23 protein-coding genes and 1 tRNA gene are annotated in these 25,610 nt (G+C 68.5%); 9 read left to right on the top strand and 15 right to left on the bottom strand.

Annotated features, from left to right (window positions below; all coding sequences use genetic code 11):
- Positions 1–14 precede the first annotated feature (14 nt).
- The gene (locus tag NE857_RS02720; RefSeq protein WP_254419639.1) at positions 15–725 is read left to right on the top strand and encodes a TetR/AcrR family transcriptional regulator; all 711 of its coding nucleotides are present in this window, start codon (positions 15–17) and stop codon (positions 723–725) included.
- 120 nt (positions 726–845) lie between these two features.
- On the opposite strand, the gene NE857_RS02715 is transcribed toward NE857_RS02720, so the two are convergent.
- Positions 846–2,147, bottom strand: coding sequence for a L,D-transpeptidase (locus NE857_RS02715; RefSeq protein WP_254419638.1), 1,302 nt, complete (start codon positions 2,145–2,147; stop codon positions 846–848).
- Between the two features lie 331 nt (positions 2,148–2,478).
- Between NE857_RS02715 and NE857_RS02710 the strand changes: the two genes are divergently transcribed.
- From NE857_RS02710 to NE857_RS02700, 3 genes are all read left to right on the top strand, one after another.
- Positions 2,479–2,802 carry a DMT family transporter gene (locus NE857_RS02710; RefSeq protein WP_017579088.1) on the top strand — a complete coding sequence of 108 codons (324 nt, stop codon included), beginning with the start codon at positions 2,479–2,481 and terminating at the stop codon, positions 2,800–2,802.
- Between the two features lie 32 nt (positions 2,803–2,834).
- Entirely contained in the window at positions 2,835–3,428 is a 594-nt protein-coding gene (locus tag NE857_RS02705; protein WP_254419637.1) for a TetR/AcrR family transcriptional regulator, read from the top strand.
- A gap of 158 nt (positions 3,429–3,586) precedes the next feature.
- A complete protein-coding gene (locus NE857_RS02700) occupies positions 3,587–4,189 on the top strand; it encodes an NUDIX hydrolase N-terminal domain-containing protein (RefSeq protein WP_254421850.1) in 603 nt (200 codons plus the stop codon).
- 57 nt (positions 4,190–4,246) lie between these two features.
- Here NE857_RS02700 and NE857_RS02695 read toward each other — a convergent pair whose 3' ends face one another.
- The 6 genes from NE857_RS02695 to NE857_RS02670 all read right to left on the bottom strand — a co-directional run bounded on the left by NE857_RS02695 (position 4,247) and on the right by NE857_RS02670 (position 15,281).
- The gene (locus NE857_RS02695; RefSeq protein WP_254419636.1) at positions 4,247–6,268 is read right to left on the bottom strand and encodes an ABC1 kinase family protein; all 2,022 of its coding nucleotides are present in this window, start codon (positions 6,266–6,268) and stop codon (positions 4,247–4,249) included.
- A 1,202-nt stretch (positions 6,269–7,470) separates the two neighbouring features.
- The gene (gene dacB, locus NE857_RS02690) at positions 7,471–9,087 is read right to left on the bottom strand and encodes a D-alanyl-D-alanine carboxypeptidase/D-alanyl-D-alanine endopeptidase (RefSeq protein ID WP_254419635.1); all 1,617 of its coding nucleotides are present in this window, start codon (positions 9,085–9,087) and stop codon (positions 7,471–7,473) included.
- A gap of 213 nt (positions 9,088–9,300) precedes the next feature.
- The gene (locus tag NE857_RS02685) at positions 9,301–11,559 is read right to left on the bottom strand and encodes an ABC transporter ATP-binding protein (RefSeq protein WP_254419634.1); all 2,259 of its coding nucleotides are present in this window, start codon (positions 11,557–11,559) and stop codon (positions 9,301–9,303) included.
- Positions 11,556–12,479 carry an ABC transporter permease gene (locus NE857_RS02680; RefSeq protein ID WP_254419633.1) on the bottom strand — a complete coding sequence of 308 codons (924 nt, stop codon included), beginning with the start codon at positions 12,477–12,479 and terminating at the stop codon, positions 11,556–11,558. The genes NE857_RS02685 and NE857_RS02680 overlap by 4 nt, the downstream gene beginning before the upstream one ends.
- Positions 12,472–13,482, bottom strand: a complete 1,011-nt coding sequence (locus NE857_RS02675; protein ID WP_254419632.1) for an ABC transporter permease — start codon at positions 13,480–13,482, stop codon at positions 12,472–12,474. Before NE857_RS02675 ends, NE857_RS02680 begins: the two co-directional genes overlap by 8 nt.
- Positions 13,483–13,574: 92 nt before the next feature.
- Positions 13,575–15,281, bottom strand: coding sequence for an ABC transporter family substrate-binding protein (locus NE857_RS02670; RefSeq protein WP_254419631.1), 1,707 nt, complete (start codon positions 15,279–15,281; stop codon positions 13,575–13,577).
- Positions 15,282–15,939: 658 nt separating this feature from the next.
- Between NE857_RS02670 and NE857_RS02665 the strand changes: the two genes are divergently transcribed.
- Both NE857_RS02665 and NE857_RS02660 read left to right on the top strand, forming a co-directional pair.
- Positions 15,940–16,413 carry a hypothetical protein gene (locus tag NE857_RS02665; protein ID WP_254419630.1) on the top strand — a complete coding sequence of 158 codons (474 nt, stop codon included), beginning with the start codon at positions 15,940–15,942 and terminating at the stop codon, positions 16,411–16,413.
- Positions 16,414–16,571: 158 nt separating this feature from the next.
- The gene (locus tag NE857_RS02660; RefSeq protein ID WP_254419629.1) at positions 16,572–17,186 is read left to right on the top strand and encodes a rhomboid family intramembrane serine protease; all 615 of its coding nucleotides are present in this window, start codon (positions 16,572–16,574) and stop codon (positions 17,184–17,186) included.
- Between the two features lie 124 nt (positions 17,187–17,310).
- Here the strand turns inward: NE857_RS02660 and NE857_RS02655 are convergent, their stop codons facing one another.
- The 5 genes from NE857_RS02655 to dcd form a co-directional block, all read right to left on the bottom strand.
- Positions 17,311–18,237, bottom strand: a complete 927-nt coding sequence (locus NE857_RS02655; RefSeq protein WP_254421849.1) for a glycine betaine ABC transporter substrate-binding protein — start codon at positions 18,235–18,237, stop codon at positions 17,311–17,313.
- A gap of 240 nt (positions 18,238–18,477) precedes the next feature.
- Complete coding sequence (locus NE857_RS02650) at positions 18,478–19,431, bottom strand: glycine betaine ABC transporter substrate-binding protein (protein ID WP_254421848.1); 954 nt, start codon at positions 19,429–19,431, stop codon at positions 18,478–18,480.
- Between the two features lie 42 nt (positions 19,432–19,473).
- Complete coding sequence (locus tag NE857_RS02645) at positions 19,474–20,700, bottom strand: ABC transporter permease (RefSeq protein WP_254419628.1); 1,227 nt, start codon at positions 20,698–20,700, stop codon at positions 19,474–19,476.
- Complete coding sequence (locus NE857_RS02640; protein ID WP_254419627.1) at positions 20,697–21,725, bottom strand: quaternary amine ABC transporter ATP-binding protein; 1,029 nt, start codon at positions 21,723–21,725, stop codon at positions 20,697–20,699. The genes NE857_RS02645 and NE857_RS02640 overlap by 4 nt, the downstream gene beginning before the upstream one ends.
- A gap of 405 nt (positions 21,726–22,130) precedes the next feature.
- Complete coding sequence (gene dcd, locus NE857_RS02635; protein ID WP_017579103.1) at positions 22,131–22,715, bottom strand: dCTP deaminase; 585 nt, start codon at positions 22,713–22,715, stop codon at positions 22,131–22,133.
- A gap of 134 nt (positions 22,716–22,849) precedes the next feature.
- Here dcd and NE857_RS02630 point away from each other — a divergent pair.
- From NE857_RS02630 to NE857_RS02620, 3 genes are all read left to right on the top strand, one after another.
- A tRNA-Gly gene (locus NE857_RS02630) sits at positions 22,850–22,923 on the top strand.
- A 140-nt stretch (positions 22,924–23,063) separates the two neighbouring features.
- Entirely contained in the window at positions 23,064–23,396 is a 333-nt protein-coding gene (locus tag NE857_RS02625) for a Scr1 family TA system antitoxin-like transcriptional regulator (protein WP_301184297.1), read from the top strand.
- A 13-nt stretch (positions 23,397–23,409) separates the two neighbouring features.
- On the top strand, positions 23,410–23,589 hold the full coding sequence (locus NE857_RS02620; RefSeq protein WP_254419625.1) for a DUF397 domain-containing protein: 180 nt from the start codon (positions 23,410–23,412) through the stop codon (positions 23,587–23,589).
- A gap of 57 nt (positions 23,590–23,646) precedes the next feature.
- On the opposite strand, the gene NE857_RS02615 is transcribed toward NE857_RS02620, so the two are convergent.
- The 3 genes from NE857_RS02615 to NE857_RS02605 form a co-directional block, all read right to left on the bottom strand.
- Complete coding sequence (locus tag NE857_RS02615) at positions 23,647–23,949, bottom strand: hypothetical protein (protein WP_254419624.1); 303 nt, start codon at positions 23,947–23,949, stop codon at positions 23,647–23,649.
- A gap of 79 nt (positions 23,950–24,028) precedes the next feature.
- Complete coding sequence (locus NE857_RS02610; protein WP_254419623.1) at positions 24,029–24,649, bottom strand: HAD domain-containing protein; 621 nt, start codon at positions 24,647–24,649, stop codon at positions 24,029–24,031.
- Positions 24,650–24,660: 11 nt separating this feature from the next.
- On the bottom strand, positions 24,661–25,572 hold the full coding sequence (locus NE857_RS02605) for a hypothetical protein (protein ID WP_254419622.1): 912 nt from the start codon (positions 25,570–25,572) through the stop codon (positions 24,661–24,663).
- Positions 25,573–25,610 lie beyond the last annotated feature (38 nt).

Here is a 25,610-nt window from a genome sequence, read left to right as displayed (position 1 = left end):
AGTGGAGAGCAGGAATGAGCGAGACGAGCCCCGCGCAGACGCGTTCCGACGAGGGTCGGGCCCCCGAGCGCACCCCGCGCAAGCGGGTGAACCGGCGCGAGCGGATCCTGCGCACCGCGGCCGACGTGTTCTCCGCCCAGGGCTTCAACAACACCTCGCTGGCCGACATCGCGGCGATGCTCGACATCACCCCGGCGGGGGTCCTGCACCACTTCGGGTCCAAGACCGACCTGCTCACCGCGGTGCTGGAGCTGCGCGACGACAACGAACCCGCCCCTGAGGGCAGCGGCATGCTCGACCACCTGGTCACCACCGCCCAGCGCAACGCCGAACGCCCCGGGACCACCCAGCTGTACGCGGTGTTGTCCGCCGAGAGCGCCACCGCCGAACACCCCGCCCAGGAGTGGTTCCGTGAGCGCTACACGGTGCTGCGCCAGGAGGTCGAGGACGCGGTCCTGGACCGGATCGGCCCCGAGCACCGAACGGCCGCGAGCACCCCGGGCCCGAGCGGTCACTCCCCCGCCCGCTCCGCGGCCGCCGCGGTGCTCGCCACCATGGACGGACTCCAGGTGCAGTGGCTGCTGGACCCGGAGGCCGTGGACATGGCCGCCGTCACCGAGCTGGTGATCGACGCCATCGTGGCGAAGCTGAGTGCCTCGGTGGCCGGTGGCGGCGTCCCCGCAGCCACCGGGAACACCGGGGATACCGGGGACACCCAGATCTGAGCGTGCGGCCCCGAGGACCAGCGGGCAGCGGAAAGGGGCGCCGCGGTGCTGTTCGCACCGTGACGCCCCTCGCGTTCGTTCCGGGCCTACGTGCCCCGGACCGTGCCCGCTACCTGAGGGTCACAGGTCCTCGCCGTGCACGGAGCCGGGCGTGCCGTAGCTGGTCATCTGCGGCTCGCTGGTCTCACTGCCCTCGAGCCACTCGTCCCAGGACTTCTGCCAGTAGCCCCAGCCGTTGTCCCACTCGAACTCGCGGTCGGTGCCGGTGGTGTCGAGGATGTCACCCATCAGGGTGTTGTCGAAGAACCACTTGGCGTCGTCGTAGCGCATGTTGGTGCAGCCGTTGGAGGTGTTGGCCGAACCGATGTTGCCGTTGGCCGACATCTCGTGCACGAACTCGCCGCTGTTGGAGGTGCGCACCGCGTAGTTCACGTCCACCCGGTAGGAGCCGGGGGCGTCCTCGGGGATGCCGACGGTCGCCGAGTCCATGGTCAGCTGCGTGTAGCGCTCCATCAGCACGTGGACACCGGTGGTGGTGGTGTCGAAGCGACGGTTGGCCGCCCCGTTGCTCACCTCGATGACGCGGTCCTCTTCGCCGTCGATCTCGATGACCATCTCGTGGTCGGGCACGTGCATGGTCGCGATGAGCTCGCGGCCGATCTCGAAGTTGATCTGGTAGTTGCGCACACCGAAGACACCCTCGGAGGCCTCGACCCCGGCGAGGTTCAGGTCGACGGTGACCTCCTGGTACGCCTCCCAGTACTGCTCGGGCCGGAAGACCGCCATCTGGTCGGTGACCCAGTTCCAGGCGCCGGCGACCTCCTGTTCGGCGACGACGTTCATGGAGTTCTCCACCTGCGCCTTGTTGCTGACCGGCAGGTCGAAGTTGATCACCACGGGCATACCGACACCAACGGTGTCACCGGAGCTGGGGAAGTTGGAGACGAGTTCGAGACGCTGACCGGGAACCGCGTCGTGAGTGGTGAACTCGGCGCTGAACTCCGTCTCCTCACCGGACCCGTTCTCGGCCGTGGCGGTCACCACGATCTCCGAGCCGGGGCGCAGGTTCCAGTCGCTGACCCACTCGGTCTCGTCCTCGTTGAGGGTGCCGGTCATGGCGTAGAGGTCGCCGTCGTCGTCGCTCTCCTCGCCCCCGACCGCGGCCTCACTGACCACGACCTGGTCGACCTGGACGTCGGTGATGACCCCGTGCTCGGCGCTGACCCGGATGGGGGTGTTGGGGGCGATCTCCTCGGCACCGGTCTCCGGCGTGATGCTGAGCTCGGCCGGTTCGGCGTCAACGGCATCGCCGTTGCTCTGCGTCTCGGCGTCGCCGGACGTACAGGCGGTCGCGACGAGCGCGAGCGCCACCAGTCCGATGCCGAACCGACGCGTCACCGCCGGGTGGGTCTTCCCCGTCACGTCTGGACCTCCATAGCTGAAACTCGAACCCGACCTATTGCCTACTGCTCTGAGTAAGACGCTCCCACACGGAAAAGGTTCTGAACTTTCGCGCATCGGTATGGAGCGGTTATCCGGGACTCGTGCCCTACCGCCCCCAGAACCGCCGAGAATACACCCAGGGGGTACGGGCCCGGACCGCCAGGGGGTGGGGTTCCGGCCGCCGAAAGCGCCTCTGCTTGCCCTGCCATCATGCCCGAACTAAAATCTTGTTCGTTCGATCAGGTTCCTGGAGAATGAAAGCTGTGCACTCGATCAGGTTTCAGGCAGCAAGGAGAGAGGAAGAAGCGGTATGCCGTGGATCTGGCTGGTCGGCGCGATCCTCCTCGAGGTCTTCGCCACCACCTCGCTGAAGTTCTCCGAGGGTTTCACCAGGCTCCTGCCCTCGGTCCTCGTCGTCGTCGGTTACGCCGGGGCGTTCTACCTGCTCTCCCAGGCGCTCAGCCGGGGCATGCCGCTCGGCGTCGCCTACGGTGTGTGGGCGGCCGCCGGGGTCGCCCTGCTCGCGGTCATCGGGGCGGTCTTCCTCGGCGAATCCCTGACCTGGATGCAGGTCGGCGGAATCGCGCTGGTCATCGCCGGGGTCATGGCCCTGGAGATGGGCGGTCAGCACTGACCGCCGGACAGCTTCGGGCAGGATGGGCGAACGTGAGCACCAAGCAGCGGGTCGAGGACCCGGAGAACATTAGTGACGGCCGCCGGCGCAAGGGCGAGCAGCGGCGCCGCCTGCTCCTCGACGCCACTATGGAGGTCATCGCACGGGACGGTGTCACCGCCGTCAGCCAGCGCCGAGTCGCCGCCGAGGCGGGGGTCCCGCCCAGCACCGTCACCTACTACTACGCGACCGTCGACGACCTCCTGGTCGACACCCTCACCAGGGTGAACGACGCCTACGTGCGGGTGGTCGACGCCCTGCCCGAGGACCCGGACGAGGCCCTGCGCGGGTTCGCCGCCCTCATCGCCGAGGGCGCCGGAAGCGACCGGGCGCACGCCCTCGCTGAGATGGAGCTCTTCCTCATCGCGGCCCGCCGCCCCGCGCTGCGGGAGCAGGTCGACCGCTGGACAGCGGCCGTGGACGCCTTCCTGGCGCCTTACCTCCCCGATCCCGACGCCCGGGCCGGGGTGGCCGCGGCCTCGGACGGGTACTTCCTGCGCTGTTGCACCTCCAACCCCCCGCCCGACGCCGACGAGGTCCACCGGGCCCTGCGCCGCCTCATCGACCGCGAACGCGCCGCCCTCTGAGCCCCCCGTCGCCCCCGCAGCGAACTCCGAGGAACCCGAACCAGAGGATCCCGACCCCAAGGAACACGGTGAACACAGCTCACCCACCCTCCGAACACCCGACCACGGGCTCCGCGTCCTCTGATCCCCTCTCCACGGAGGGGGTCCGGCGCATCGCCATGGAGCTCACAGCGCAGGCGGAGTCGGGGCTGGCGTACTGCACCGACCGCTTCGACATCGAGCGCTTCCACCGCATCGGCGCCCTGGCCCGCGACCTGATGCAGGCCGTCGCCGCCGAGGACCTGCCCGCCTACGAAAGAACGGTCGCCTCGGCCGCCGGGTACACCACCCCGAAGGTCGACGTGCGCGCCGGGGTCTTCGATCCCTCGGGCAGGGTGTTGCTCGTGCGGGAGGTCTCCGACCTGCATCGCTGGTCCCTGCCGGGTGGATGGTGCGACATCCGGGAGAGCCCCCGGCAGGCGATCGAACGAGAGGTGGCCGAGGAGGCCGGACTCACCGTGCGGGCCGTCCACCTCGCGGGGGTTGTGGACCGGGAACTGTGGCCGCACACCCCGGTGTACGACCGGCACATCTACAAGCTCCTCTTCGTGTGCGCGCCGTTGGACGAGCTGGACCCCTCCTTCACCAGCGAAGAGACCAGCGAAGTGGCCTGGTTCGAGGTGGACGACCTCCCCGAGCTGTCGCCGTCGCGGGTCGTGCCCGAGCAGATCGCGCTGCTGCACCGGCACTGGGCCCGCCCCGGGCCCGCGCACCTGGACTGAGCCCGGTGGCGAGGCCCCGGAACGCCGCACGCCGCACGCGGTCAACGCCACGAGCGGTCATCTCCGTTCGCGGTCGCCGCCGTCCCGGACCATGTCCACCAGCAGCCGCAGCACGAACATCGCCGTGGTCGCCAGCAGCAGCCACGCCAGCAGGTTGAGCGCCTGCGTGTGGGTGGCCAGTTCCGGCCAGGACACCCCCGGCCGCTCGGTGACGTTGAACAGCCCCACCGACATGAATCCGGTGACCACCGCCAGCACGGTCATGACCGCGCGGCGCACCACCGAGCGCAGGAGCCTTCGGTCCTCGGGGTGGGCGAACATCCGGGCCTGCACGGTGAACCGGCCCTTGTGCAGCTGGTCGGTGATCCGGTCCAGCCTGCGCGGCAGTCTGCGCAGGGTGGGCAGCAGGGCGATCAGCTCCCCGGACGCCATCTCCCTCAGGTTGCCCGTGCCCAGCTGCTCGGACATCCGGGCTCCGGCGTACCGTTTGGCCTCGGCCACCGTGTCGAAGCCCGGTGACAGGTGCACCAGCGTTCCCTCCAGGGTGGCCATCGCCCGGAAGACCGCTGCCAGTTCGGCCGGGAGCACCAGCCCGAACCGGGTGACCAGCATCAGCAGTTCGGTGAACATCCGCATGCTGGCGGTGGTTCCGCCGTTCAGGTAGCGCGCCATGAACTGGCCGAGCGAGCGGCGCAGCCGCTCGGTGTCGATCTCCCCCGGGTCGTCGACCACGTCGAGCAGGGTGTCCGTCAACAGCACGGCGTCGCCCCGGTCGATGGCGAGCAGCATCATCTGCAGGGCCTCCCGGGTCTGGGCGTCCAGCCGGCCCACCGACCCGTAGTCCAGCAGCCCCACCCCGCCCCCGTCGAGCAGCAGGATGTTGCCCGGGTGCGGGTCCGCGTGGAAGATCCCGCTCATCAGCACCTGTTCCATCAGGCAGTCCAGGAGGATGCGGGCGGTCCGCTCCCCCTCCTCCGGGGACAGGTCGCCCCCGCCGACCTGGGTCCCGTGCAGCCGCTCCATCACCAGGACACGGCGGCTGGTGTAGGCGTCGTACACCTGCGGGATGCGCACCGGGGAGTCACCGGTGGCGTCGGCGACGGCGGCGATGTTGGCCGCCTCCACCTCGAAGTCCAGCTCCTCCAGCAGCGCCTCGGCGAACCCCTCCGCCAGTTCGAGCACGCCGATCGCGGGCCCCCAGTCGGTGTGCTCGTCGAAGCGCCGGGCGAGTCTGCGGATGATGTCGAGGTCGCGCTTGACCACCGGGCCGATCCCGGGCCGCTGCACCTTGACCACGACCTCCTCGCCGCCGTGCAGCCGGGCCAGGTGGGCCTGGGCGATGGAGGCGGCGGCCAGGGGTTCGGGGTCGAACTCGGCGAACACCGCACCGGACTCCCGGCCCAGTTCGCCCTCCACGCACTCACGGATCTGCTCGAAGGGCACCTTGGCCACCTCGCTGTGCAGGCGGCCCAGCTCCTCCACGAACACCGGCGGCAGCAGGTCGCGCCGGGTGGCCAGCACCTGGCCGAGCTTCACGAACACCACCCCGGCCTCCTCCATGGAGCGCACCAGGGAGCGGGCCAGGCGCCGCTGCGCCGAGGTGTCCTCGACCCCCTCTCTCCGGCCGAGCACGTAGCCGCCCAGCCCGTGCCGGGCCAGGATCCACAGGATGCGCCGGTAGCGCCCCATCCGGCCGAACCAGCCCCTGGCCTCGCGGACCATGGCGACCGGCCGGACTCTGGTGCCCCGGGGCAGGAGCAGTTCCAGGCCGACGAAGGCGAGCATCGCGCCCACCGCCATCGCGAAGAGCATGAGTGCCATGAACCCCGGCTGGTCCATCTCGGCGGGCTCGGTGGAGTTGAGCGCTTCGAAGGTGCCGTAGTAGGCCAGGATCGCGCCCACGGCGCCCACCGGCGCCCCGAACAGTGCCGCCAGGGCCAGCCTCGGCAGGTTGAACGGCACGTCCATGAGCCGGCTGGCCAGCTTGCCCAGGCCCAACAGCACCAGGACGAGCAGGATCAGCGACAGGACCTGTCCGACGACCATGCCGAACACCGAGGCGACGGTCAGCGTTTCCATGAACGCCCTTCCGAGGAGTCCGCCCCGAACGCACGTGGAGACGCACGCACGGGGACACAGGGTGAGAGGTGCAGGGTTGCAGAGGCACTTCGGGGCGGGGACACCGAGGTGCGGACACAGCGTTACAGAGGCAGGGGGGTTACAGCGGCACAGGGTTACGAGGGCACAGGGTCATAGCGGCATGAGGTCAGCGGAAAGGTCGCCGGGACGTGAAGACACAGGGCTGACACAGGGTTGTCGTCGAGGCGCTGGTTGTAGGGACGCGAGGCTGCGGAGACAGCGGGTTCTGGGGGCGCCGGGAGGATGGTGCTGCCAGAGTCCACATTGCCACCTCCGCCGCCCCGACGGCAGTCCGCGCCCCCAGCCTGTGGATAACTCCCCGGACCCGCGGTCGGGCCCGGCGGAAAGGGCCCAACGCCGAAGGGCTCGTGGGAACACATCGATGCTGTTGGTTAATTCCGGAGTGGCAGACGGGCTCCCCAAGGGGCCCAACAGCCAACAGCAACTACCAACGGCCCGGCCTTGGGCGGGTGCCTTCCCCAGTCCGGTGGGGAACGTCTGGCCTTGTCGCGGCCGGTCACGCCTGCCTGCGAACCACAACCACGCCCCGCCAGGCCCCCGAGCCCGGTTTCGGCCCCTGTTTCAAAGATGATCTTGCTACCAGAAGCGAAATCAGCGCCGAACTTGCTTCTGGTAGCAAGATCACCGGGGATGAGGGGGTTTCGGAAGCAGCGGACAGCTCCCAGGCGCGGGTTACGGACACTCTGGCCCGCCCGGGGCCGACACCACAGCGCTGAACCCACCCCTCGCCACCGGGTGTGCCGATGGCACACGCAACCAGCCGCGACACGGGACCCGACCCGCGCAGGCCTGGGGAGACCGGGGCCGTCGCTGCCGCCTTCCGTCCGGGCGAGTGACCGGCCGCGACACGCGACCCGGTCCGCACAGTCCTGGGGGGCGCTCCAGCCTTCGCTGCCGCTGTTCGTTGCCCACCCTGACCGGCCGCGACACGTCCAGGCGTTGCGCGCAGGCCGGTGGAGGGCTCCGGCCGAAGGCCGAGGTAGTTGCTGTTGGGCCTGTTGGGCCTGTTGGGCCCCTTGGGGGCCGTTGACCACCCCGGAATTCGCCGACAGCATCGAACACGTCCCACGGGCCCACACCGCTCAGCCGTCTGATCGCCTCAGCGGGCGGTCGTCAGCTTTTCAGCAGGTCAACTCCCAGGAGCACTCCAGCGCACCGCTGCCCGGGCCGGAGCCCGCCTCGCGCTGCGTGAACGTACCCGCCGGGGCCTGGTTGCCCAGGTACTCGGCCAGCCGGACCACGATCGCGTTCTGCACGTGTGTGGGCGCAGCGCCCGTGTGGTCGTTGTTGACGACGCTGAAGTACAGCTCTGCGCCGTCCGGCCCCTGCACGTAACCCGAGAGCGCGCTCACCCCGGTCATCGTGCCGGTCTTGGCCTGGGCGACCCCCTCCGCCGCGGTACCGCCCATCCGCGCCGCGAGGGTGCCGCCGACCCACGGGTCGCGCTCGCCCGCCACCGGCAGCGAGTGGTGCCAGACCTCGTACCAGGAGGCGTCCTGGACGCTGTCGAGCAGGTCCACGACGGTGTTCGCGGTGACCCAGTTGCCCCGGGACAGCCCCGACCCGTCGTTGAGGACCAGGTCGGAGGTGCCCACGCCCACCCGCTGGAGCGCCTCCTCCTGGGCGGCCAGGCCCGCCTCCCAGGAGCCATCGCCCGCGACCTCCCGGCCGATGCTCTTGACCAGCATCTCCGCGTGCCCGTTGTTGCTGAACTTCATCAGCGGGACCAGGACCTCGCCCAACGTCATGGAGGAGTGCTCGGCGACCACCCTGGGCCGGTGCCACTCGCCGGGCACCTCACCACGGGACACCTCGCCCTTGACCGCGACGCCGTTGTCCTCCAACGCCCGGGCGAACAGGTGCCCGGCCAGCCCGGCCGGGTCGTCCACGGTGCGCAGCGCCACCAGCGGACCGGCGTCCGCGGGCAGCGACCCGGTCACCTCGATCGTGTTGGTGCCCACCGGGCGGTCGACCACCAGGCTGCTCACACCCCCGGCCGGTCCGGTGACGGCCCGGTTGTCCAGTTCGACGTACCCGTCGGCGGCGCCCAGGTCCACGCTCACCGGGTCGCCCTGCGCCCCCGCGGTCACGGTCACCTCGGTGACACCGGTGTTGAAGCGCTCTCCGTGAGCGACCGTCAGCGCCGAGATCTGCGCCGAGTAGGCGTAGGGCTCGTCCTCGGGCCACCAGTCGTCCACGAGCCGCTGGTCGTCGAACCACGAGTCGTCGGCGTACAGGTCGCCGACCGAGGTCACCCCGGAGGCGGCCACGTCGGCTGCGATGGCGTCCAGGTCCGTCTCGGCCAGGGTCGGGTCGCCACCGCCGACCAGGTACAGCTCCGGCACGTCGCCCCGGCCGGGGCGGCGCTCGACCACGGCCTCCGTCTCGAAGGTGTGGTCGGCCCCCAGCACCTCCAGCGCGGCGGCGCCGGTGAAGGCCTTGATGTTGGAGGCGGGCAGCAGCTGGGTGTCGGCGTCACGCGAGTAGAGCACCTCACCGGTGTCCGCGTCGGTGACCGCCACCCCCGAGGTCGCGCCCTCCAGCGCGGGATCCTCCAGGATGGCGTCGATGTCGGAGCGCAGGTCGTCGAGGCGCTCGGCCGGGTCCACGGTGTCGGCTGCGGCGGGCACGGCGGTGAGCGGGGCCAGGGAGACCAGCGGGGCCGTGACGAGGGCGGCCGCGGCCAGCCAGCGTCGGCCGCGCCGCGGCCCCTGGCGGTGGGGGGTTGCGGGGGTCATGAAACTCCTCGGAGGAAAGTGCCGATCTGGAGCATGCCAGGCGAATCTAACCGACGGTTCCCCGTTGACGCCAGAGCGTGTCCGGTGGTTCGCTGACAAAAAGGGCGCGCGAGTGCGCACACACGAAAGGGGCGGGCCGGGGAAGAATCCCCGACCCGCCCCGGCGGCCGCTCCGGCCGTTGACCCGGCACCGGCTCAACACCGGCTCAGCGGTCAGATCAGTTCGATCACCTGCGAGTAGTGGCACGCGTCCCGGTGCCCGGTCCCCCGGTCCATCAGCTCCGGCGGCTCCTCCACGCACTTGGTGCGTTCGGCGTCCGAGAGCTCGTTGGCGAACTTCGGGCAACGGGTCCGGAACCGGCAGCCCGAGGGCGGGTTGGCCGGGCTGGGGATGTCACCGGTGACGGTGATCCGCTCCCGGGTCCGCTCCTTGATCGGGTCCGGCAGCGGGATCGCCGAGATCAGCGCCTGCGTGTACGGGTGCGCCGGCGCGGTGAACAGCTGGTCCGTCGTGGCCGTCTCCACCATCTTGCCGAGGTACATCACGGCCACGCGGTCCGCGATGTGCTTGACCACCGACAGGTCGTGCGAGACGAACAGGTAGGACAGCCCCAGCTCGTCCTGGAGGTCCTCCAGCAGGTTGATCACACCCGCCTGGATGGACACGTCCAGGGCCGAGACCGGCTCGTCCAGGACCAGCACCCTCGGGTTGAGCGACAGCGCGCGGGCCACGCCGATGCGCTGTCGCTGACCGCCGGAGAACTCGTGCGGGTACCGGGCACCGTGCTCGGGGTTGAGCCCCACCAGTTCCAGGAGCTCCGCCACGCGCTTCCTCGCGTCCCGATGCCCGCTCCCGTGGATGCGCATCGGTTCGGCGATGATGTCCGCGACCGTCATCCGCGGGTCCAGGGAGGCGAACGGGTCCTGGAAGACCAGTTGGAGGTCCTTGCGCAGCGGCCGCATCTTGCGGTCGGTCAGGCCGTGCAGCGGCTGACCCATGTACGAGATCTCGCCCGAGGTGAGCTTGATCAGGTTCAGCAGCAGCCGCGCCGTGGTGGACTTGCCGCAGCCGGATTCCCCCACCAGCGCGAGCGTCTCCCGTTCACGCAGGTCCAACGAGATCCCGGAGACCGCCTGTACGTCGCCGATCTTGCGACGCAGCAGCCCCTTGGAGCGGATCGGGAAGTGCTTGACCAGGTCGGTGGCGCTGAGCAGGACCTCGGGCTCGGCCGTGCTGGAAACCACGTGGTCCGGCTCGGCGCCTCGCTCCTCCAGGTACTCCTCACGGGCCTCGGCCCCCAGCGACTCCGCCGCCTCCATCTCGGCGACGGAACCCAGGCCCTCGGTGTCCACCGCGGTGGCCTTGAACAGGTCGGTCGCCTCGGCCCCCACCAGCTCATCGCTGAAGTGGCAGGCCGCGCTGTGAGCGGTGGGATCGTCCGTGGACTCGACCGGCACCGGGCCGCTCTGCCCGTCACCGCCGCTCTCGCCGCTCTCCTGGATGATGAGCAGCCGCGGCTCCTCCTGGTGGCACAGGTCCCGGGCCATCGGGCAGCGCGGGGCGAACCCGCAGCCCTCCGGAAGGTCACGCAGTGAGGGCGGGGTGCCGAGGATGGGGGTGAGCCGGTCGTTCCGGTCACCGTCCAGGCGCGGCAGCGAACCGAGCAGCCCCAGCGCGTAGGGCATGCGCGGCCGGTAGAAGACCTCCTCCACCGTGCCCTTCTCCACGATGCGGCCCGCGTACATCACGCCCACCCGGTCGACCTGACCGGCGACGACGCCGAGGTCGTGGGTGATCAGCACCAGGGCGGCCCCGGTCTCCCGACGGGCCCGCTGCAGGGCGTCCAGCACCTGCGCCTGGACGGTCACGTCGAGCGCCGTGGTGGGCTCGTCCGCGATGATCACGTCCGGGTCGTTGGCCATCGCGATCGCGATCACCACGCGCTGGCGCATACCGCCGGACAGCTCGTGCGGGTACTGCTTGAGCCGCTGCTCCGGGGACGGGATGCCCACGATCTCCAGCAGCTCCAGCGCCCGGTCCAGGGCGGCCTTCTTGCTCACCTTCTTGTGGGCGTGCACCGCCTCGGCGATCTGGTAGCCGATCGTGTAGACGGGGTTGAGCGAGGTCAGCGGGTCCTGGAAGATCATCGCGATCTTCTGCCCCCGGACCGCGCTGATCTGCTTGTCGTTGAGCCCGAGGATCTCCTGGCCCAGTACCCGGACCGAGCCCTCCACCTTCGCGTTCCTGGGCAGCAGGCCCATGATCGCCATGGAGGTCACGGACTTGCCGGAGCCCGACTCGCCCACGATGCCCAGGGCCTCGCCGCGGCGAAGTCGGTAGGAGACCTCCCGGACCGCGGGCAGCGGCCCGTCCTCGGAGGGGAAGGTGACGCTCAGGTCGGTGACCTCGAGCACCACGTCGTCGGTGTCCGCCACGACGGTGTTTCCTTCGTTCGTGTACTCAGTCGTCATCGCCGCACCATGCTCTGTCGTGGGTCGAGAGCGTCCCGGAGACCGTCACCGATGAAGTTGATCGTCAGACAGATCAGCACCAGCAGCACACCCGGAGGGTAGAACAGCCACGGACGCGTGGACACCGCCGTACGGGCGCTGCCGATCATCTGGCCGAGCGAGATGTCCGGCAGCTGGATGCCCAGCCCCAGGAAGGACATGCCCGCCTCGGCGAGAATGGCCACCGCCACCAGCAGGGTGGCGGCGACGATGATCGGACCGGCCGCGTTGGGCAGCAGGTGCCGCAGGATGATCCACGGCGCCGAGGCGCCCGAGGCGCGGGCGGCCTCCACGAACTCCTGTTCGCGCAGGGACAGCACGACCCCGCGCACCACGCGGGCGATGGAGGCCCACGCGAAGATCGCGATGATCAGTGCGATCGCGGTCCAGTTCGTACCGGCACCGCTGTTGCCCGCGATCGCCGCGGCGGCGACGAGCAGCGGGACGATCAGGAAGATGTCGACGATCCGCATCATGAACGCGTCGACCCGGCCGCCGTAGTAGCCGGCGGTGGCGCCCCAGAGGGAGCCGACGGCCGTGGACACCAGCGAGACGGTGAAGGCGACCTTCAGCGTCTGCTGGGCCCCGCGCATGAGCTGGCCGAGGACGTCGTGTCCGGCGGCCGAGGTGCCCAGCGGGTGGGTTCCGGACGGCGGCTGGTTGCTGGGGATCTCCCGGTAGACCGTGTGGTCCCACATCCAGAAGAAGGGGCCGATGAACGCGAACAGGACGATCAGCACCAGGACGAACAGGCTGATCATCGCCGGACGGTGTCGGCTGAACCGGAGCAGGACGGTCTGGAGCTGGGTGCGGTCGGCGCTGCTCTTCGCCTTCTTCGCCGGGTCACGGCGCGCGCTCTCGAACATGCCGTTCTCACTCATAGCGAATCCTCGGGTCCAGCACGGCGTACAGCAGGTCGGCGATCAGGTTGGCCAGGATGACCAGCGTGCCGCTGAGCAACAGCCAGCCCATCAGTGCGAAGGAGTCGTTGTTGTCCACCGCGGTGATGAAGAAGTCACCGAGACCGCGCCACTGGAAGACCACCTCGGTGAGGATGGCCCCGTCGATGACGCCCGCGACGCCGAGGGCGACCACGGTGGTCAGCGGGATCAGCGCGGTGCGCAGGGCGTGGCGGCGGATGACCGTGTGGTTGCGCAGGCCCTTGGCCCGGGCCAGCCGCACGTAGTCGCTGTTCATGACTTCGAGCATGGAGGTGCGCTGGTAGCGGCTCCATGAGGCGAAGCTGATCAGCATCAGCACGATCGTCGGCAGGGCCATGTGGGCGAAGGCGTTGAGGAACTGGTCCCACAACGGTTCGCCCTGGGCTCTGAAACGGCCGTCACCGATGGTGGCGAAGACCTGTTCGCCCACCATCAGGTTGAACTTCACACCCGCGGCCTGCATGATGCCGGCGAACCAGAAGGTCGGCATCGCCAGGGCCAGGAAGCCGATGAAGGTGAGCGTGTAGTCGAGCTTGGAGTACTGGCGCAGTGCGCTGATCACACCGGTGATGATCGCGAGGCCGAGGGCAAAGACCATGGCCGCGCCGACCAGGCGCAGGGTGGTCCACAGGCGCTCGGCGATGTTCGCGCCGATGTCGTAGTGGGGCCCCTGGGTGGAGGGGCCGAACTCACCCTGGAGCAGACCGATGTCGCCGTTGCCGCCGATGCCGGTCATCCACAGCCAGTACCGCTCCGGCATGGAGCGGTCCAGGTAGAGGCGCTCCTCCGCCTGCTGGAGGACGGCCTCCGTCGGCGGGGGCTGGGCCATCCGGATGTCGGCCAGCGGATCACCGGTGACGTCGATCATCACGAACGTGAGGACGGATGCGAGCAGCAGGACGGGTATCGCGCCCAGGAGTCGCCGCATCGTGTAAACGAGCATGGGAGTGATCCTTCAGGGGTGGACGAGGACCGGCCCGGCCCCGGGAGTGTGTCCCGGGACCGGGCCTGCGGTACTCACCGGACTAGTCAAAACTAGTCGGCGAGGTCCCACTCACCGATGTTGTAGGTGGCGCGGTAGCTGGACTGCAGGTTGTCGTGAACGTTGGCCAGACGGTCGGTGTTCACGAAGAAGTAGTTCGGCTCCGACATGATCGGCAGCACGTAGGCCTCGGGGGCGTGGATCGCGATGGCCTGGTTGGTCAGGTCGGCCGCGGTGTCCAGGTCCGGGGCGTTGTCCACGCCCTCGGTCAGCTCGTCGACCTCCTCGTTGGAGTAGCCGCCGAAGTTACTGCCGCTCTCGGAGTGCCACTGCTGGCGCGGGGTTGCGGTGAAGTACGGCGAGCCGGACCAGCCGAACTGGACGATGTCGTACTCGGCCGCGTTGAGCATGCCGCCGAGGTCGTCGGTCATGTCGATGTTGGCGGTGATGCCGATCTCGGCGAGCTGGGCCTGGACCAGCTGGACCGAGGTGTTGCGGACCGCGGTGTCGGTGCTGCGCAGACGGAACGGTCCGATCTCCTCACCGTCGAGGGTGAGGGTGTCGCCGACCTCGTAGCCGGCGTCCTCGAGGATGCTGGTGGCCTCCTCGATGTCACCGGTGCCCAGCGGCTCGTCCGCGTAGTGGTCGACGTAGTACTCGCTGTCGCTGCCGAAGGTGTGGTTGTTCTTCAGCTCGTAGTCGGGGTACCCGGCTCCGAAGTTGCGGTTCGCGATGTCGTCGCGGTCGATCGCGGTGAAGATGGCGCGGCGCAGCTCGACGTCCTGGAGCTGCTCGTTCGCCAGGTTGAGGTCGATGTGCTCCCAGGTGGCGCCTTCGGCGACGGTCAGCTCCGCGTTCGGCAAGTCCTGGATCTCGAGGATGACGTCCTCGCTGTACTGGGCGGGGTTGGCCCCGTCGAGCTCACCGTTCATGAAGGCGTTGGCGAAGGTGCCCTCGTCGGTGTTGTACATCATCGTGATGCGGTCGAGCTTGGGCTCGTCACCGAACCAGTTCTCGTTCGGCTCCTTGACGACCTCGTTCTCCAGGTCGCCGTCCACGATCAGGTACGGACCGCCGGACCACTCGGGGCGCTCACCGTGCAGCCAGGAGTAGTACTCGCCCAGGTCGTCCGCGACGTCGACGTCCCAGCCGTTCTCCTCGGCCAGGTGCGCGGGCAGGAAACCGCCGGCCTGGTTGTGGGCGTCGAACAGGCCCATCCACTCGGGGTTGGCCAGGCCTTCCTTCAGCGTGACGGTCGCGGTCTTCCCGTCGACCTCGATGCTCTCGACCTTGTCGTTGTTGGCCGAGGAACGCGGGTCGCAGCCGGTGCAGTGGCCCTCGTCGGGGCTGGTGCCGAGCATCCAGCTGACGCGGAGGTCCTCGCCGGTCATCGGCTCGCCGTCACTCCACACCGCGTCGTCGGCGAGCGTGACGGTCCACTCGAAGGGACCCTCGTCGACGTCGTCGTTGATGAGCTGGGGCTCCTCGGCGAGGTAGTCCATGTTGAACTCGTAGGTCGCGTCCGGCTGCCACTGGCCCGTGTAGGGCAGGATGCCGGAGAGCATCTGGACGGTGTAGACGCTGCCGCCCGCGATGCTGATGGCCTGCCAGTCACCGGGCAGGCTGTTGATCACCCAGGTGACCTCCTTGGCCCCACCGTTGCCGCCGTCACCTCCGCCATCACCGGAACAGGCACTGGCCACCATCACCGCTGACGTCGCCGCGGCAGCGAGTGCCAACGTCTTTCGACGCTTGAACATAGTCACACCCTTGATCACTTATACGAGCTGGCTACGGGGTCGATGCCGGTCGGGCACACCCCGCCGAAAACTAGGCGATTAGTCAATTAGAAGACCATTGAGCGAAATGTCTGTATAGCCCCAATGCCGGATTCGTGACCCATCCGCAACCAGTTCGCGCTCATGCCCGATCCCGCCCGGCACGAATCCCAGCACACTGACCACCCCCGGGACGCCCCCCACGTCCGCCCAGGTCAAACGAACGCCAAGCCGAGAGGCCAGGCTAACCAGACACGGACGGCCAGGAAAAGCATTACGGGCCAATCAAGGCCTCCCACCACCAAAGGGAGAAATGTAAACGACGTTTAACTACAATTTCGACGCATGCGACCACCGAGAGAGAACAGGACATGAGGTCACAAACATCCCATGATGGGGAGGATTCGCCTCCAGCATCCCTGATACCCAGCCGAAGACGAAGTTCAGGTCGGAGAAAATTCATGGGATGACCCCATGGCCACTCCCCAAAAACCACAGAGGGTGAAAACATCCGTGCCTGCCCCGAACCCCACGCACGGGCCGACCGAAACCGCGAATCCTGCTCCCACGAAGCGGATAGGGTTCCCAGTGACGACTCCCGTCACCCTCAGCGCCCCGCCCAGCGAGAGAGGCATCCACCGTGTCCGAATCGGTCCGCCTGGTCTGCCCTGCAGGCCGCAAGTACGTGGAGCTATGGGGCGGTTACGCTCTGGTTGCGCTGGGCGCCGTGGTCGCGGTCAGCGGCTCCGGCCACTGGGCGAGCATCGTTCTGGGCGCCATCCTCATCCTCGGCGGCGCCGCCGCGGCCTTCGACGGCCACCGGATCAAGGCGCCGGTCCTGGAGGTCTCCGAGGACGAGTTCCGCTACGAACGCGGGAGCTACGTCGTGCGGGTCCCCTTCAACGAGATCGGCTCCTACTACGTACTGCCCGGGCGCATCCGCTCGCTGGGCCTGTGCGACCACACCGGGCGCCCCAAGCGCTTCCCGTCGCTGAAGAGCCGCCGGACCTCGCGCACCTACCTGCCGCTGACCGGGATGACCAACCCCGCCAAGGTGGAGTCCTTCATGGCCGTAGCCGGGATCCCGCCCCGCAAGCGCTCCCTGACCGTCTGAAGCCCGCGCGGACCTCCTGCAAGCCGTGCGCGCGGTGCCCGTTCGGGCCGACCGCTCACCACCGACACGACACCCATCTGTGAACACAACAGATCATTTCGCCCACACGCGCCCCGTGGACATACCACCGCAAGGCCGATTCATCTAGGCTCGATGGGGTGAAGCAGTCCAGAATCACCGCCATCCTGACCGTAGCGGGGATGCTCGCGGCCATGTGGGTCTTCGAGATCCTCGACACCCCCCTGGGGGGACAACTCGACCGCCAGTTCGGCATCCGTTCCGGGGACACCGGCTCGCCCTGGACGGTGCTGACCGCGCCGTTCATGCACGGCAACTTCGCCCACCTGATCGGTAACTCGCTACCGTTCCTGGTGCTGGGCTCACTCGTCGCCTTCAGCGGCCTGGGCCGGTTCCTGCTCACCACGCTGATCGTGGCCGTGGTCAGCGGCATCGGTGTGTGGCTGTTCACCGCCAACGGCGTCGTCACGGTGGGCGCCAGCGGGCTGGTCTTCGGCTACTTCGGCTACACGGTGCTGCGCGGCATCATCGAACGCAAGACCGTCGACATCGTCATCATGATCTGCGTGGTCATCTTCTACGGAACGATGATCTGGGGGGTCCTGCCCCAGCACCCCGGCGTCTCCTGGCAGGCGCACCTGTTCGGCTTCCTCGGCGGCCTCCTGGCCGCCTACGTGCTGCCCAGGCGCGAGAAGCCGGGCCAGATCAACCAGGGAAGCACCGGAGGGGCCCAGGGCGGCTACTACGCGCCCTGAGGCCGCACCGACACGGCGGGGGCCGCCTCCCGGAAGGGGAGGACGGCCCCCGCTTCGTGTGCGGTGGTCAGAGTCGGCTACGCGGAACCGGACGCGCGGAACCGCGCGGCCGGAGCGCGAGGGCTCAGAACTCCAGGCCCTCGGCGTCGTCCATCAGGGTGCGGTCCAGGAACAGGGGGTTCTGCGCGAGCCACTGGCGGGCGCCCTCCGCCGGGTCGGTGACCCCGGAGCCGACCGTGAGCGCCTGCAGGGAGGCAAGCTCCTCGTCGTTCATGGTCCAGTTCCGGATCCACTCGGTCAGCTCGGGGTAGTCCTCCTCGAACCCCGCGCGCCCGATCGAGTGCAGGCCCTCGCTGCCGCCCATCGCGCCCTGCGGGTCCTCGAGGTCGCGCAGCTCGTACTGCGCGTAGGCCGGGTGCGGACGCCACAGCGTCACCACGATGGGCTCCTGCGCGCTGACGGCCTCGTCCAGCTCGGTCATCATCATCGAACCCGAGGACGTCCGCAGCTCGAAGTCCTCCTCCAGCAGGTACCCGGGCATGGCCTGGTCCCGGGTGACCTGGGTCAGACCGGCGTCGGGTTCGATGCCGACGATGGTCCCGTCCAGGTCGTCGGCGTGCCCCGGGAGGTCGTCGATCGACTGCACGTCCTCCATGTACTCGGGGACCGTGAGGGTGAGGGTCGCGTTGTCGTACCAGGAGCCCAGGCTCTCGATGCTGCCCCGGTGCGCCTCCATGTACTCGTGGTGGGTGACCGGAAGCCACATGTCCAGGTACAGGTCGAGCTCACCGTCGGCCACCCCCTCGAAGGCCGGGGCGACGTCGACGTCGGTGACCTCGACGTTGTAGCCCTTCTCCTCGAGGATGGCCTCCCACATGTGGGTGACCGCGATGGCCTCCTCCCAGGCGATCAGCGCGATACTGACGTCCCTGAGGTCCCCACCGCCGTCGCGGCCGTCCAACATGCCGTTCTCACCGGCGCAGGCGGACAGCAGGAGCACACCGCTCATACCGGCGGCGGCCAGTGCCGTCCCGCGCTTACGGCAGTCCATCATGTAATCGTTTTCCCTCACTGCGTGCCTCCACGGAGCCGACCCACGTGAGGGGGGCCACCAGAACCGGCTCCGGAACAACTTCGCCCAGACGAAGGCCGCCCCCACACGTGGCGGAGGCGGCCGTTCTCGTATGTCTACCCGATCAGACGGGGCGTTTTGTACACCCCGTGACCAGGGCCACACACTGGGGTTCCGAAAGTCGGGGTCCCGGAGTCACCGGGCCCTGGAACCGGGGTCCTAGAACTCGAGGCCCTCGGCGTCGTCGCCCAGGGTGCGCTCCAGGAACTCGGTGTTCTCGGAGAGCCACTCGCGGGCACCGGCCTCGGCGTCGGTGACGTCGTCGCCGACGGTCACCTCCTGGAGGGTGGCGAGCTCCTCGTCGCTCATGGTCCAGCCCTCGATCCACCCGGCGAGCTGCGGGAAGTCGTCGACGAAGCCGTCACGGCCGATCGAGTGGATGGTCTCGGCATCGCCCATGAGGCCCTCGGGGTCCTCGAGGTCCTTCAGGTCGTGCTTGGCGTAGGCCGGGTGCGGACGCCACAGGGTGACGACGATGGGCTCCTCGTCCTCGATCGCGGAGTCCAGCTCGGCGAGCATCGCCGCGCTGGAGGAGGTGACCAGCTCGAAGTCGTCGTCCAGCTCGTAGCCCGGCATCGCGGAGTTCTGGGTGGTGTCGGTCAGACCGGCGCCCGGGTCGATGCCCACGATGCGGCCGTCCAGCTCGTCCACGTGGTCGAGCAGGTCGGGGATGGAGTTGACGTCCTCCATGTAGGTGGGGACCGTCAGGGTCAGGATCCCGTTGTCGTACCAGGAGCCCAGGTCCTCCAGCTGGTCCCCGTAGTCCTCCCAGTACTGCTCGTGGGTGTTGGGAAGCCACGTGTCCAGGAAGAGGTCCACGTCGCCGTTGGCGGCGCCCTGGTACATCGGGGCGACGTCGACGTCGGTGACCTCGACGTTGTAGCCCTTCTCCTCGAGGATGACCTCCCACATGTGGGTGACCGCGATGGCCTCGTCCCAGGCGATCAACGCGATGTTGACGTCCTGGAGGTCGTCCGCGGTACCCGCGTCGCCGTTGCCGGCGTCGTCGGACCCTCCGGTGAGGTCCTCACCGTTGCCGCCACAGGCGGACAGCAGGAGCACACCGCTCATCCCGGCCGCGGCCAGGGTCATCATGCGCTTACGGCTCTTCATCTGGGTTCCTTCCATCAGGACTTCTACGTAAAAGACTGGGGATCAGGACGAGCTGCTGGCCCGGGCCTGAGGACTCTTGCGGGTGACGGCCGCGGTCAGGCGGTCCAGGAAGATCGCCAGAATGACCACGGCGATACCCGCCTCGAAGCCCAGCGCACCGTCGTTTCGGGTGATGCCCTGGTAGACCTGGCTGCCCAGACCACCAGCACCGACCATGCCCGCGATGACGACCATGGACAGGCCCAGCATGATCACCTGGTTGACGCCGGCCATGATCGTCGGCAGGGCGAGCGGGAGCTGGATACCGGTGAGGATCTTGTGCCTGGGGGCACCGAAGGCCTCGCCCGCCTCGACCAGCTCCTTGTCGATCTGCCGGATACCGAGCTCGGTCAGGCGCACACCGGGCGGCATCGCGAACACGATGGTCGCGACCACACCGGGCACCGCACCGATGGAGAAGAAGAAGATCGCCGGGATCAGGTAGACGAACGCCGGCAGCGTCTGCATCAGGTCCAGGACCGGCTTGGTGATCTTGCTGACGAAGTCGTTGTAGGCGGCCAGGATGCCGATCGGGATCGCGATGACCACCGCGATGAGGCTGGCCACCAGGACCAGGCCCAGGGTGTCCATGGCGTTGGACCACTGGCCGACGGAGGCCACGACCGTCAGCGCGATCAGCGCGAACACTCCGAGGCGCCATCCGGCCACCGAGAGCGCGAGCAGGCTCAGCAGCAGGATCATCAGCAGGGAGGTCGGGTTGGTGACCAGCATCGGCAGGACCAGCCAGCCGAGCAGGACCAGCACGAGCCAGCCTCCGGCCACGATCCCCGTGCGCACGCGGTTGGCCGGGTCCACCAGGCCCAGCGCCGTCGTCGCGATCAGGAAGACCAGCGAGACGACGAAGTAGGGCTCGACGTTCGTGTCGAAGAGGTTCATCGCCCAGATGAAGAGCCCCGGCACGCTGTTGATGACGTTGGTCATCAGCTCGAACTGCGCCTGCGCGATGTACAGGAGCGAGGTCGCCACGACGATGGCGAGCAGCGGGATCCGGCGTGAGCGCACCAGCGGGACCGCGATGATCACGGCCGCGATGAAGGCGAGCTGACCGGCCGCGGGATCGACGAAGAACCCGGACAGCACGGCGACGGCCCAGCGAATGAAGTCGCCGGTCAGGTCGAAGAACAGACCGAAGTTGGCCTTGAGCCACGCGTTGAAGGCGTTGAAGCCCTCACCGATGGGAAGGGCGGGCGGGAAGTCAACGGGGGTCACTTGGCGATCTCCTCGTTCTCGTCCCGGGCGAGGGAGGCGAGCACCGACTCACGGGTGACCATGCCCAGGACCTCGCCCTCGGCCGACACCACTCGGAGGCGGTCGGCGGTGGAGACGCTGGTGTACAGGTCCGCGACCAGAGTGTCCGAGCTGACCTGGGGAGCGCCGGCGTCGACGGCCACACCGGCGGCGACGGCCTCGGCAGCGGTGAGCACACGGCTGCGGTCGACGTCCTCGACGAAGCGCTCGACGTACTCGTTGGCCGGGGCGTTGAGGATCTCCGCGGCCTCGCCGATCTGGGCGACGCGACCGTCGCGGAGCACGCAGATCCGGTCGCCGAGGCGCATGGCCTCGTTGAGGTCGTGCGTGATGAAGATGATCGTCTTGCCCAGCGTCGCCTGGAGCTCCAGGAGCTGGGTCTGCATGTCGCGGCGGATCAGCGGGTCGAGCGCGCTGAAGGCCTCGTCCATGAGGATGATGTCGGTGTCGGCGGCCAGGGCGCGGGCCAGGCCCACGCGCTGCTGCATACCGCCGGAGAGCTGGTGCGGGAGCTTGTCCTCCCAGCCGTCGAGGCCCACGAGACCGAGGGTCTCCTTGGCCTTGGCGAAGCGTTCGGCGCGGGGCAGCCCGCGCAGCTCCAGGCCGTAGGCGGCGTTCTCCAGCACCGTGCGGTGCGGGAGGAGGGCGAAGTGCTGGAAGACCATGCTGATCTTCTCGGACCTGAGCTTCAGCAGGTTCTTGTGGCTGAGGGCGGTGATGTCCACGCCGTCGATCTCGACCGTTCCGGCAGTCGAGTCGAGCAGGCCGTTGAGCATGCGGATCAGGGTTGACTTCCCCGACCCGGACAGACCCATGACGACGAAGATCTCGCCCGGTTGGACCTCGAAGGACACGTCGATGACAGCAGCGGTCACGTCGAGGTCGGCGATGGTGTCGCGGTGGCTGCCGTCGGCGAGCCGTTCGACGGCCGCCTTCGACTGCCTACCGAACACCTTGTACAGGTGGTCTGCGCGTACTACTGGCACGGTCTCCTCTACGGGGCTGTCCCTGACCGCGAGATGCGGCGGAGCCCCGAAAGACCCCGCAGTCGTCCCGCGGTTCCTTCAGGTAGCCGGTCCACGCAGAGCCCCCCGTGCGTGCCCTAAGCGGGCGAAACCGCTACCTGGTTCACGTCGGGGCGCCACCTTACCGAGATGTGTACGCACAGTTCAGACGGTATGTCACTACCAAATAACATGTTTAGCCGCCATAAAACCCGTCCGCCGACCTGTGGCACGGGATGCCGAAGCCACAGAGCACCCATATGTGATCTATACCACTGGACACTTTAGGGCGACAACGGTCACATTTACGTGACAGGCGCACCGAGCGACAGAACGTGTCAAAGCATGACCGTACCGTAAGGCCCCCTCGGGCCACCAGAGCGGCCCCTACCCCTCGCCGATCCGGGTTCGGGAGAAGTTCTGGTGCGACCGCGAGGGCGTCGGGCCGCGCTGACCCTGGTACCTGGAGCCGTAGGCGGCCGAACCGTAGGGGCGCTCCGCGGGCGAGGTGAGCCGGAACATGCACAGCTGCCCGATCTTCATGCCCGGGTAGAGCTTGATCGGCAGGGTCGCCACGTTCGACAGCTCCAGGGTGACGTGCCCGGAGAACCCGGGGTCGATGAACCCGGCCGTCGAGTGCGTGAGCAGACCCAGACGACCCAGGGAACTCTTGCCCTCCAGCCGGCTCGCGATGTCGTCCGGCAGCGTCACCACCTCGTAGGTGGAGGCCAGCACGAACTCCCCGGGGTGCAGGATGAACGCCTCGTCCCCGTCCGTCTCGACCAGCCGGGTCAGATCCGGCTGTTCCACCGACGGGTCGATGTGGGGGTACTTGTGGTTCTCGAACACCCGGAAGAACCGGTCGAGGCGCACGTCGATACTGGACGGCTGGACCAGTGAGGGTTCGAAGGGATCGACCCGGACCCGCCCGGAGTCGATTTCTGACCTGATATCGCGATCGGAGAGCAGCACGCTCCGAACTTACCGCCTGCGGGAACACCCCGGATGCGGCTCGACCCCAGCACCCGCCCACCGCGCCGACTTGCCCTCGGGGCCCCGAGTTGGGCTAGGATAGCCAGCGTCGGCCAGCCCCCGGGCGCCGCAGCGCGGATGTAGTTCAATGGTAGAACTTCAGCTTCCCAAGCTGATAACGCGGGTTCGATTCCCGTCATCCGCTCCAGCAGCAGAACGGCCCCTGGTGTGCGAAGTTCCTTCGCACACCAGGGGCCGTTTTCGCGTTCAGGGTGCGCCCAGAGGATGCACGACGGCGTGAGTGATGCGCGCAGCCGCCGTCATATGTCCGGTTTGCAGATGTGGTGAGTGGTCGACGAACCCGTCCTCACCTGCCAAATCGGTAGTAACAAGGTGATGCGCACTCAGCTCGACCATCTCCTGGAGCTGAACGAGCATCCCACGATCAACCTCCAGGTGCTCCCGCAGTCCGAGGGCATGAGCCTGAACTACGGCTTCTCCCTGCTGTGGATCGGCGACGACCGCGTTGGCCATGTGGACGTCCCGCCCCAGGGGTTGCTGTTCAACGCCCAAGTGGACGTGCAACACCATGAACTCAGGTCCCAGCACCTGGGGGCCGCGGCCGCCTCCCCCAAACGCTCCCGCGACCTGATCCGCGCCCGGATCAGCGAACTCACCTGAGGAAGGTCCCCACATGAACGACATGACGACGCCCTGGCACAAGTCGAGCTACAGCAACGAGGCCGGGACCTGCGTAGAGGTCTCCGAAGGCCCCAACACGCTGGTTCGCGACAACCAGAACCCCCACCTGGACGTACTGGGTTTCCCCACCCGGGCCTGGGCCGACTTCCTGTCCGGGATCAGAGCGAACTGACGCTGGGGCCACCCGTCCCGAAGGACGAACGGCCCCAGCTCCCCTCCCGACTTCTCTTCACCCGGCCTCGCGGAGAACGTTCACCACCCGTTCCAGGTGCTCACGGGGGAAGAGAAGATGCGCGCTGGGAGCCGTCTTGCCTCGGCCACCGATGAGCTCGGGCAGTAGCGGGCGGACGCACCACCAGGACTCGGCGAGTCCCCACTGGGACAGGGCCAAGCGGAGCTCGGAGTCTCGGCTGAGCAGGCCCACCAGCCGCTCAGCGTCCTCCGCTTCCAGTTCCAACCAGACCCGGTCCGCGCAGAAGTCGATCCACCGACTATCGCCCGCCGCGAGTCCGGGCAGTGAGGCGGCCAGCATGGCCCCGTAGTCCTGACAGCTCGACCGAGTGCGAATGCCCAGTTCCCAGAGCCGGGTGATGAGCGGAACCAGGTCCTCGTCAATGGGAACCTGCGCCCCTTGAGGTGTGCGCAGCGGCCGCCAGGGGTGGAGCGTGGGCGGCGACGTCATCGCGGTCTCCGTTCGTGCGTGCGTTCCGTGTGACGGCCAGGGCCCAGGTCCGCACCGCGTCGATGTGGGCGCGCTGCAGGCCCCGGTAGGGGTCGGGTTGGATCAACAGCGTGGGCACCCCGTTCAGGGCGCGTTGTCGGGCCCACTCGTGGTCGGGGTGGGCGAAGTCGTCATCAATCCACACCAGGGGCGCTTGGCCTGCCCAGGTGGCGACAGCGTCGCGTTTCCACAGGTAGCCGTTGGGGTGGCGGGTGAGCTGCCTGGTGATCCCGAGGTCGATGTGCGGGTAGACGTCGAGGCCGAGCCGGGGGCCGATGGTGCATGCGGCCGCGCTCTGCCAACTGGTGGCCCAGATCGGGCGAAGCAGGCCCGTGGAGTGGAGCTCGGTGATCCACGAACCGTGGTCCGGGTTCAGCCAGACCGGCACGTCGGTGCCGTTGAGGTCGACCCGGTGGGGCCGGTAGTCGGGTGGGAGTGAACCTCCGGGCCCGGGGAAGGGGTTGAGCACCCCGTCGATGTCGATGAGCAGGTACGGGGGGTTGGCCGTCATCACACATCCCGTCAGACGTTGAGGAGCCGGGCCGCTTCTTCGATATGCGTGCGCACGACCCGGGCGTACATGTGGTCATCGGGTTCATGGGAGATCCACAGCGCGGCCTGGGCGAGGTACCACTCGACGATCCACACCCGGTGCCAGCCCAGCGCCCAGTCCTGAGCGGGCAGCCCGCCCCGATCAGCCAGGGTTTCCTCGGGGCCTGCGGCCTGGACGTAGCGTTCGAGCAGGACGCGGGTGCGGTCGGGGTCGGCGGGGTCGATGGTGCCGTGCCAGGAGGCCAGGTCGAGCAGTCCGGGCCCGTGGAAGGCCCGGGCGAGGTCGTACATGTACACCCGCTCCGGGCCGATGATCAGGCTGGTGGGGTGGAACTCCGAGTGCACCCACCCGAAGGGGGCCAACGTGGCGCCCTGCGCCCTGGCCGGAGCCGCTTTCTCCAGCGACCTCAGAGCGGTTTCGATGTCGGCGGTGTCGGTCCAGCGGTTGTTCTCTTGCAGCACGGTCAGCGTACGCAGGGCCCTGCCGGGCAGTGAGGCCAGCCAGTCGGTGTCTCCGGGTGAGAGGAAGTCGGGGGCAGCGGCGGAGTGCAGTTGCCGGGCTGCGGCGACCCCGTCGTCGTCATCGGCCTGGCGGCAGGGTTGGCCCAGATCCTCCAGGAGCATCCCCAACGTGGTGCCGCTGCGGGTCGAGGTGAGCACCCGGGGGACGTCGACCCCGGCCTGGCGGGCGGCGATGAGGGCCTGATCCTCGTGGGTAAAAGGTTCGGTGGCGCACTTGAAGATCATCGTCACCCCGTCAGCGGTGTGGAGGCGTTCGACGTGTGAGAGCGCCCAGCTGTGCAGGACCTCCGCCGAAGTGCTGTCGAAGCCCGCAGCGATGGTGGCCTCCTGGCGCAGCCGGTCGATGTCCTGGGTGTGCACGGACACTCCCTTTCTCGCGATCGAAGTGCCGGGGCCGT

The sequence above is a fragment of the Nocardiopsis exhalans genome (genome assembly GCF_024134545.1).
In the GTDB taxonomy this organism is placed as follows: Bacteria; Actinomycetota; Actinomycetes; order Streptosporangiales; family Streptosporangiaceae; genus Nocardiopsis; species Nocardiopsis exhalans.
This window is presented reverse-complemented; position numbering and strand designations above follow the sequence as displayed.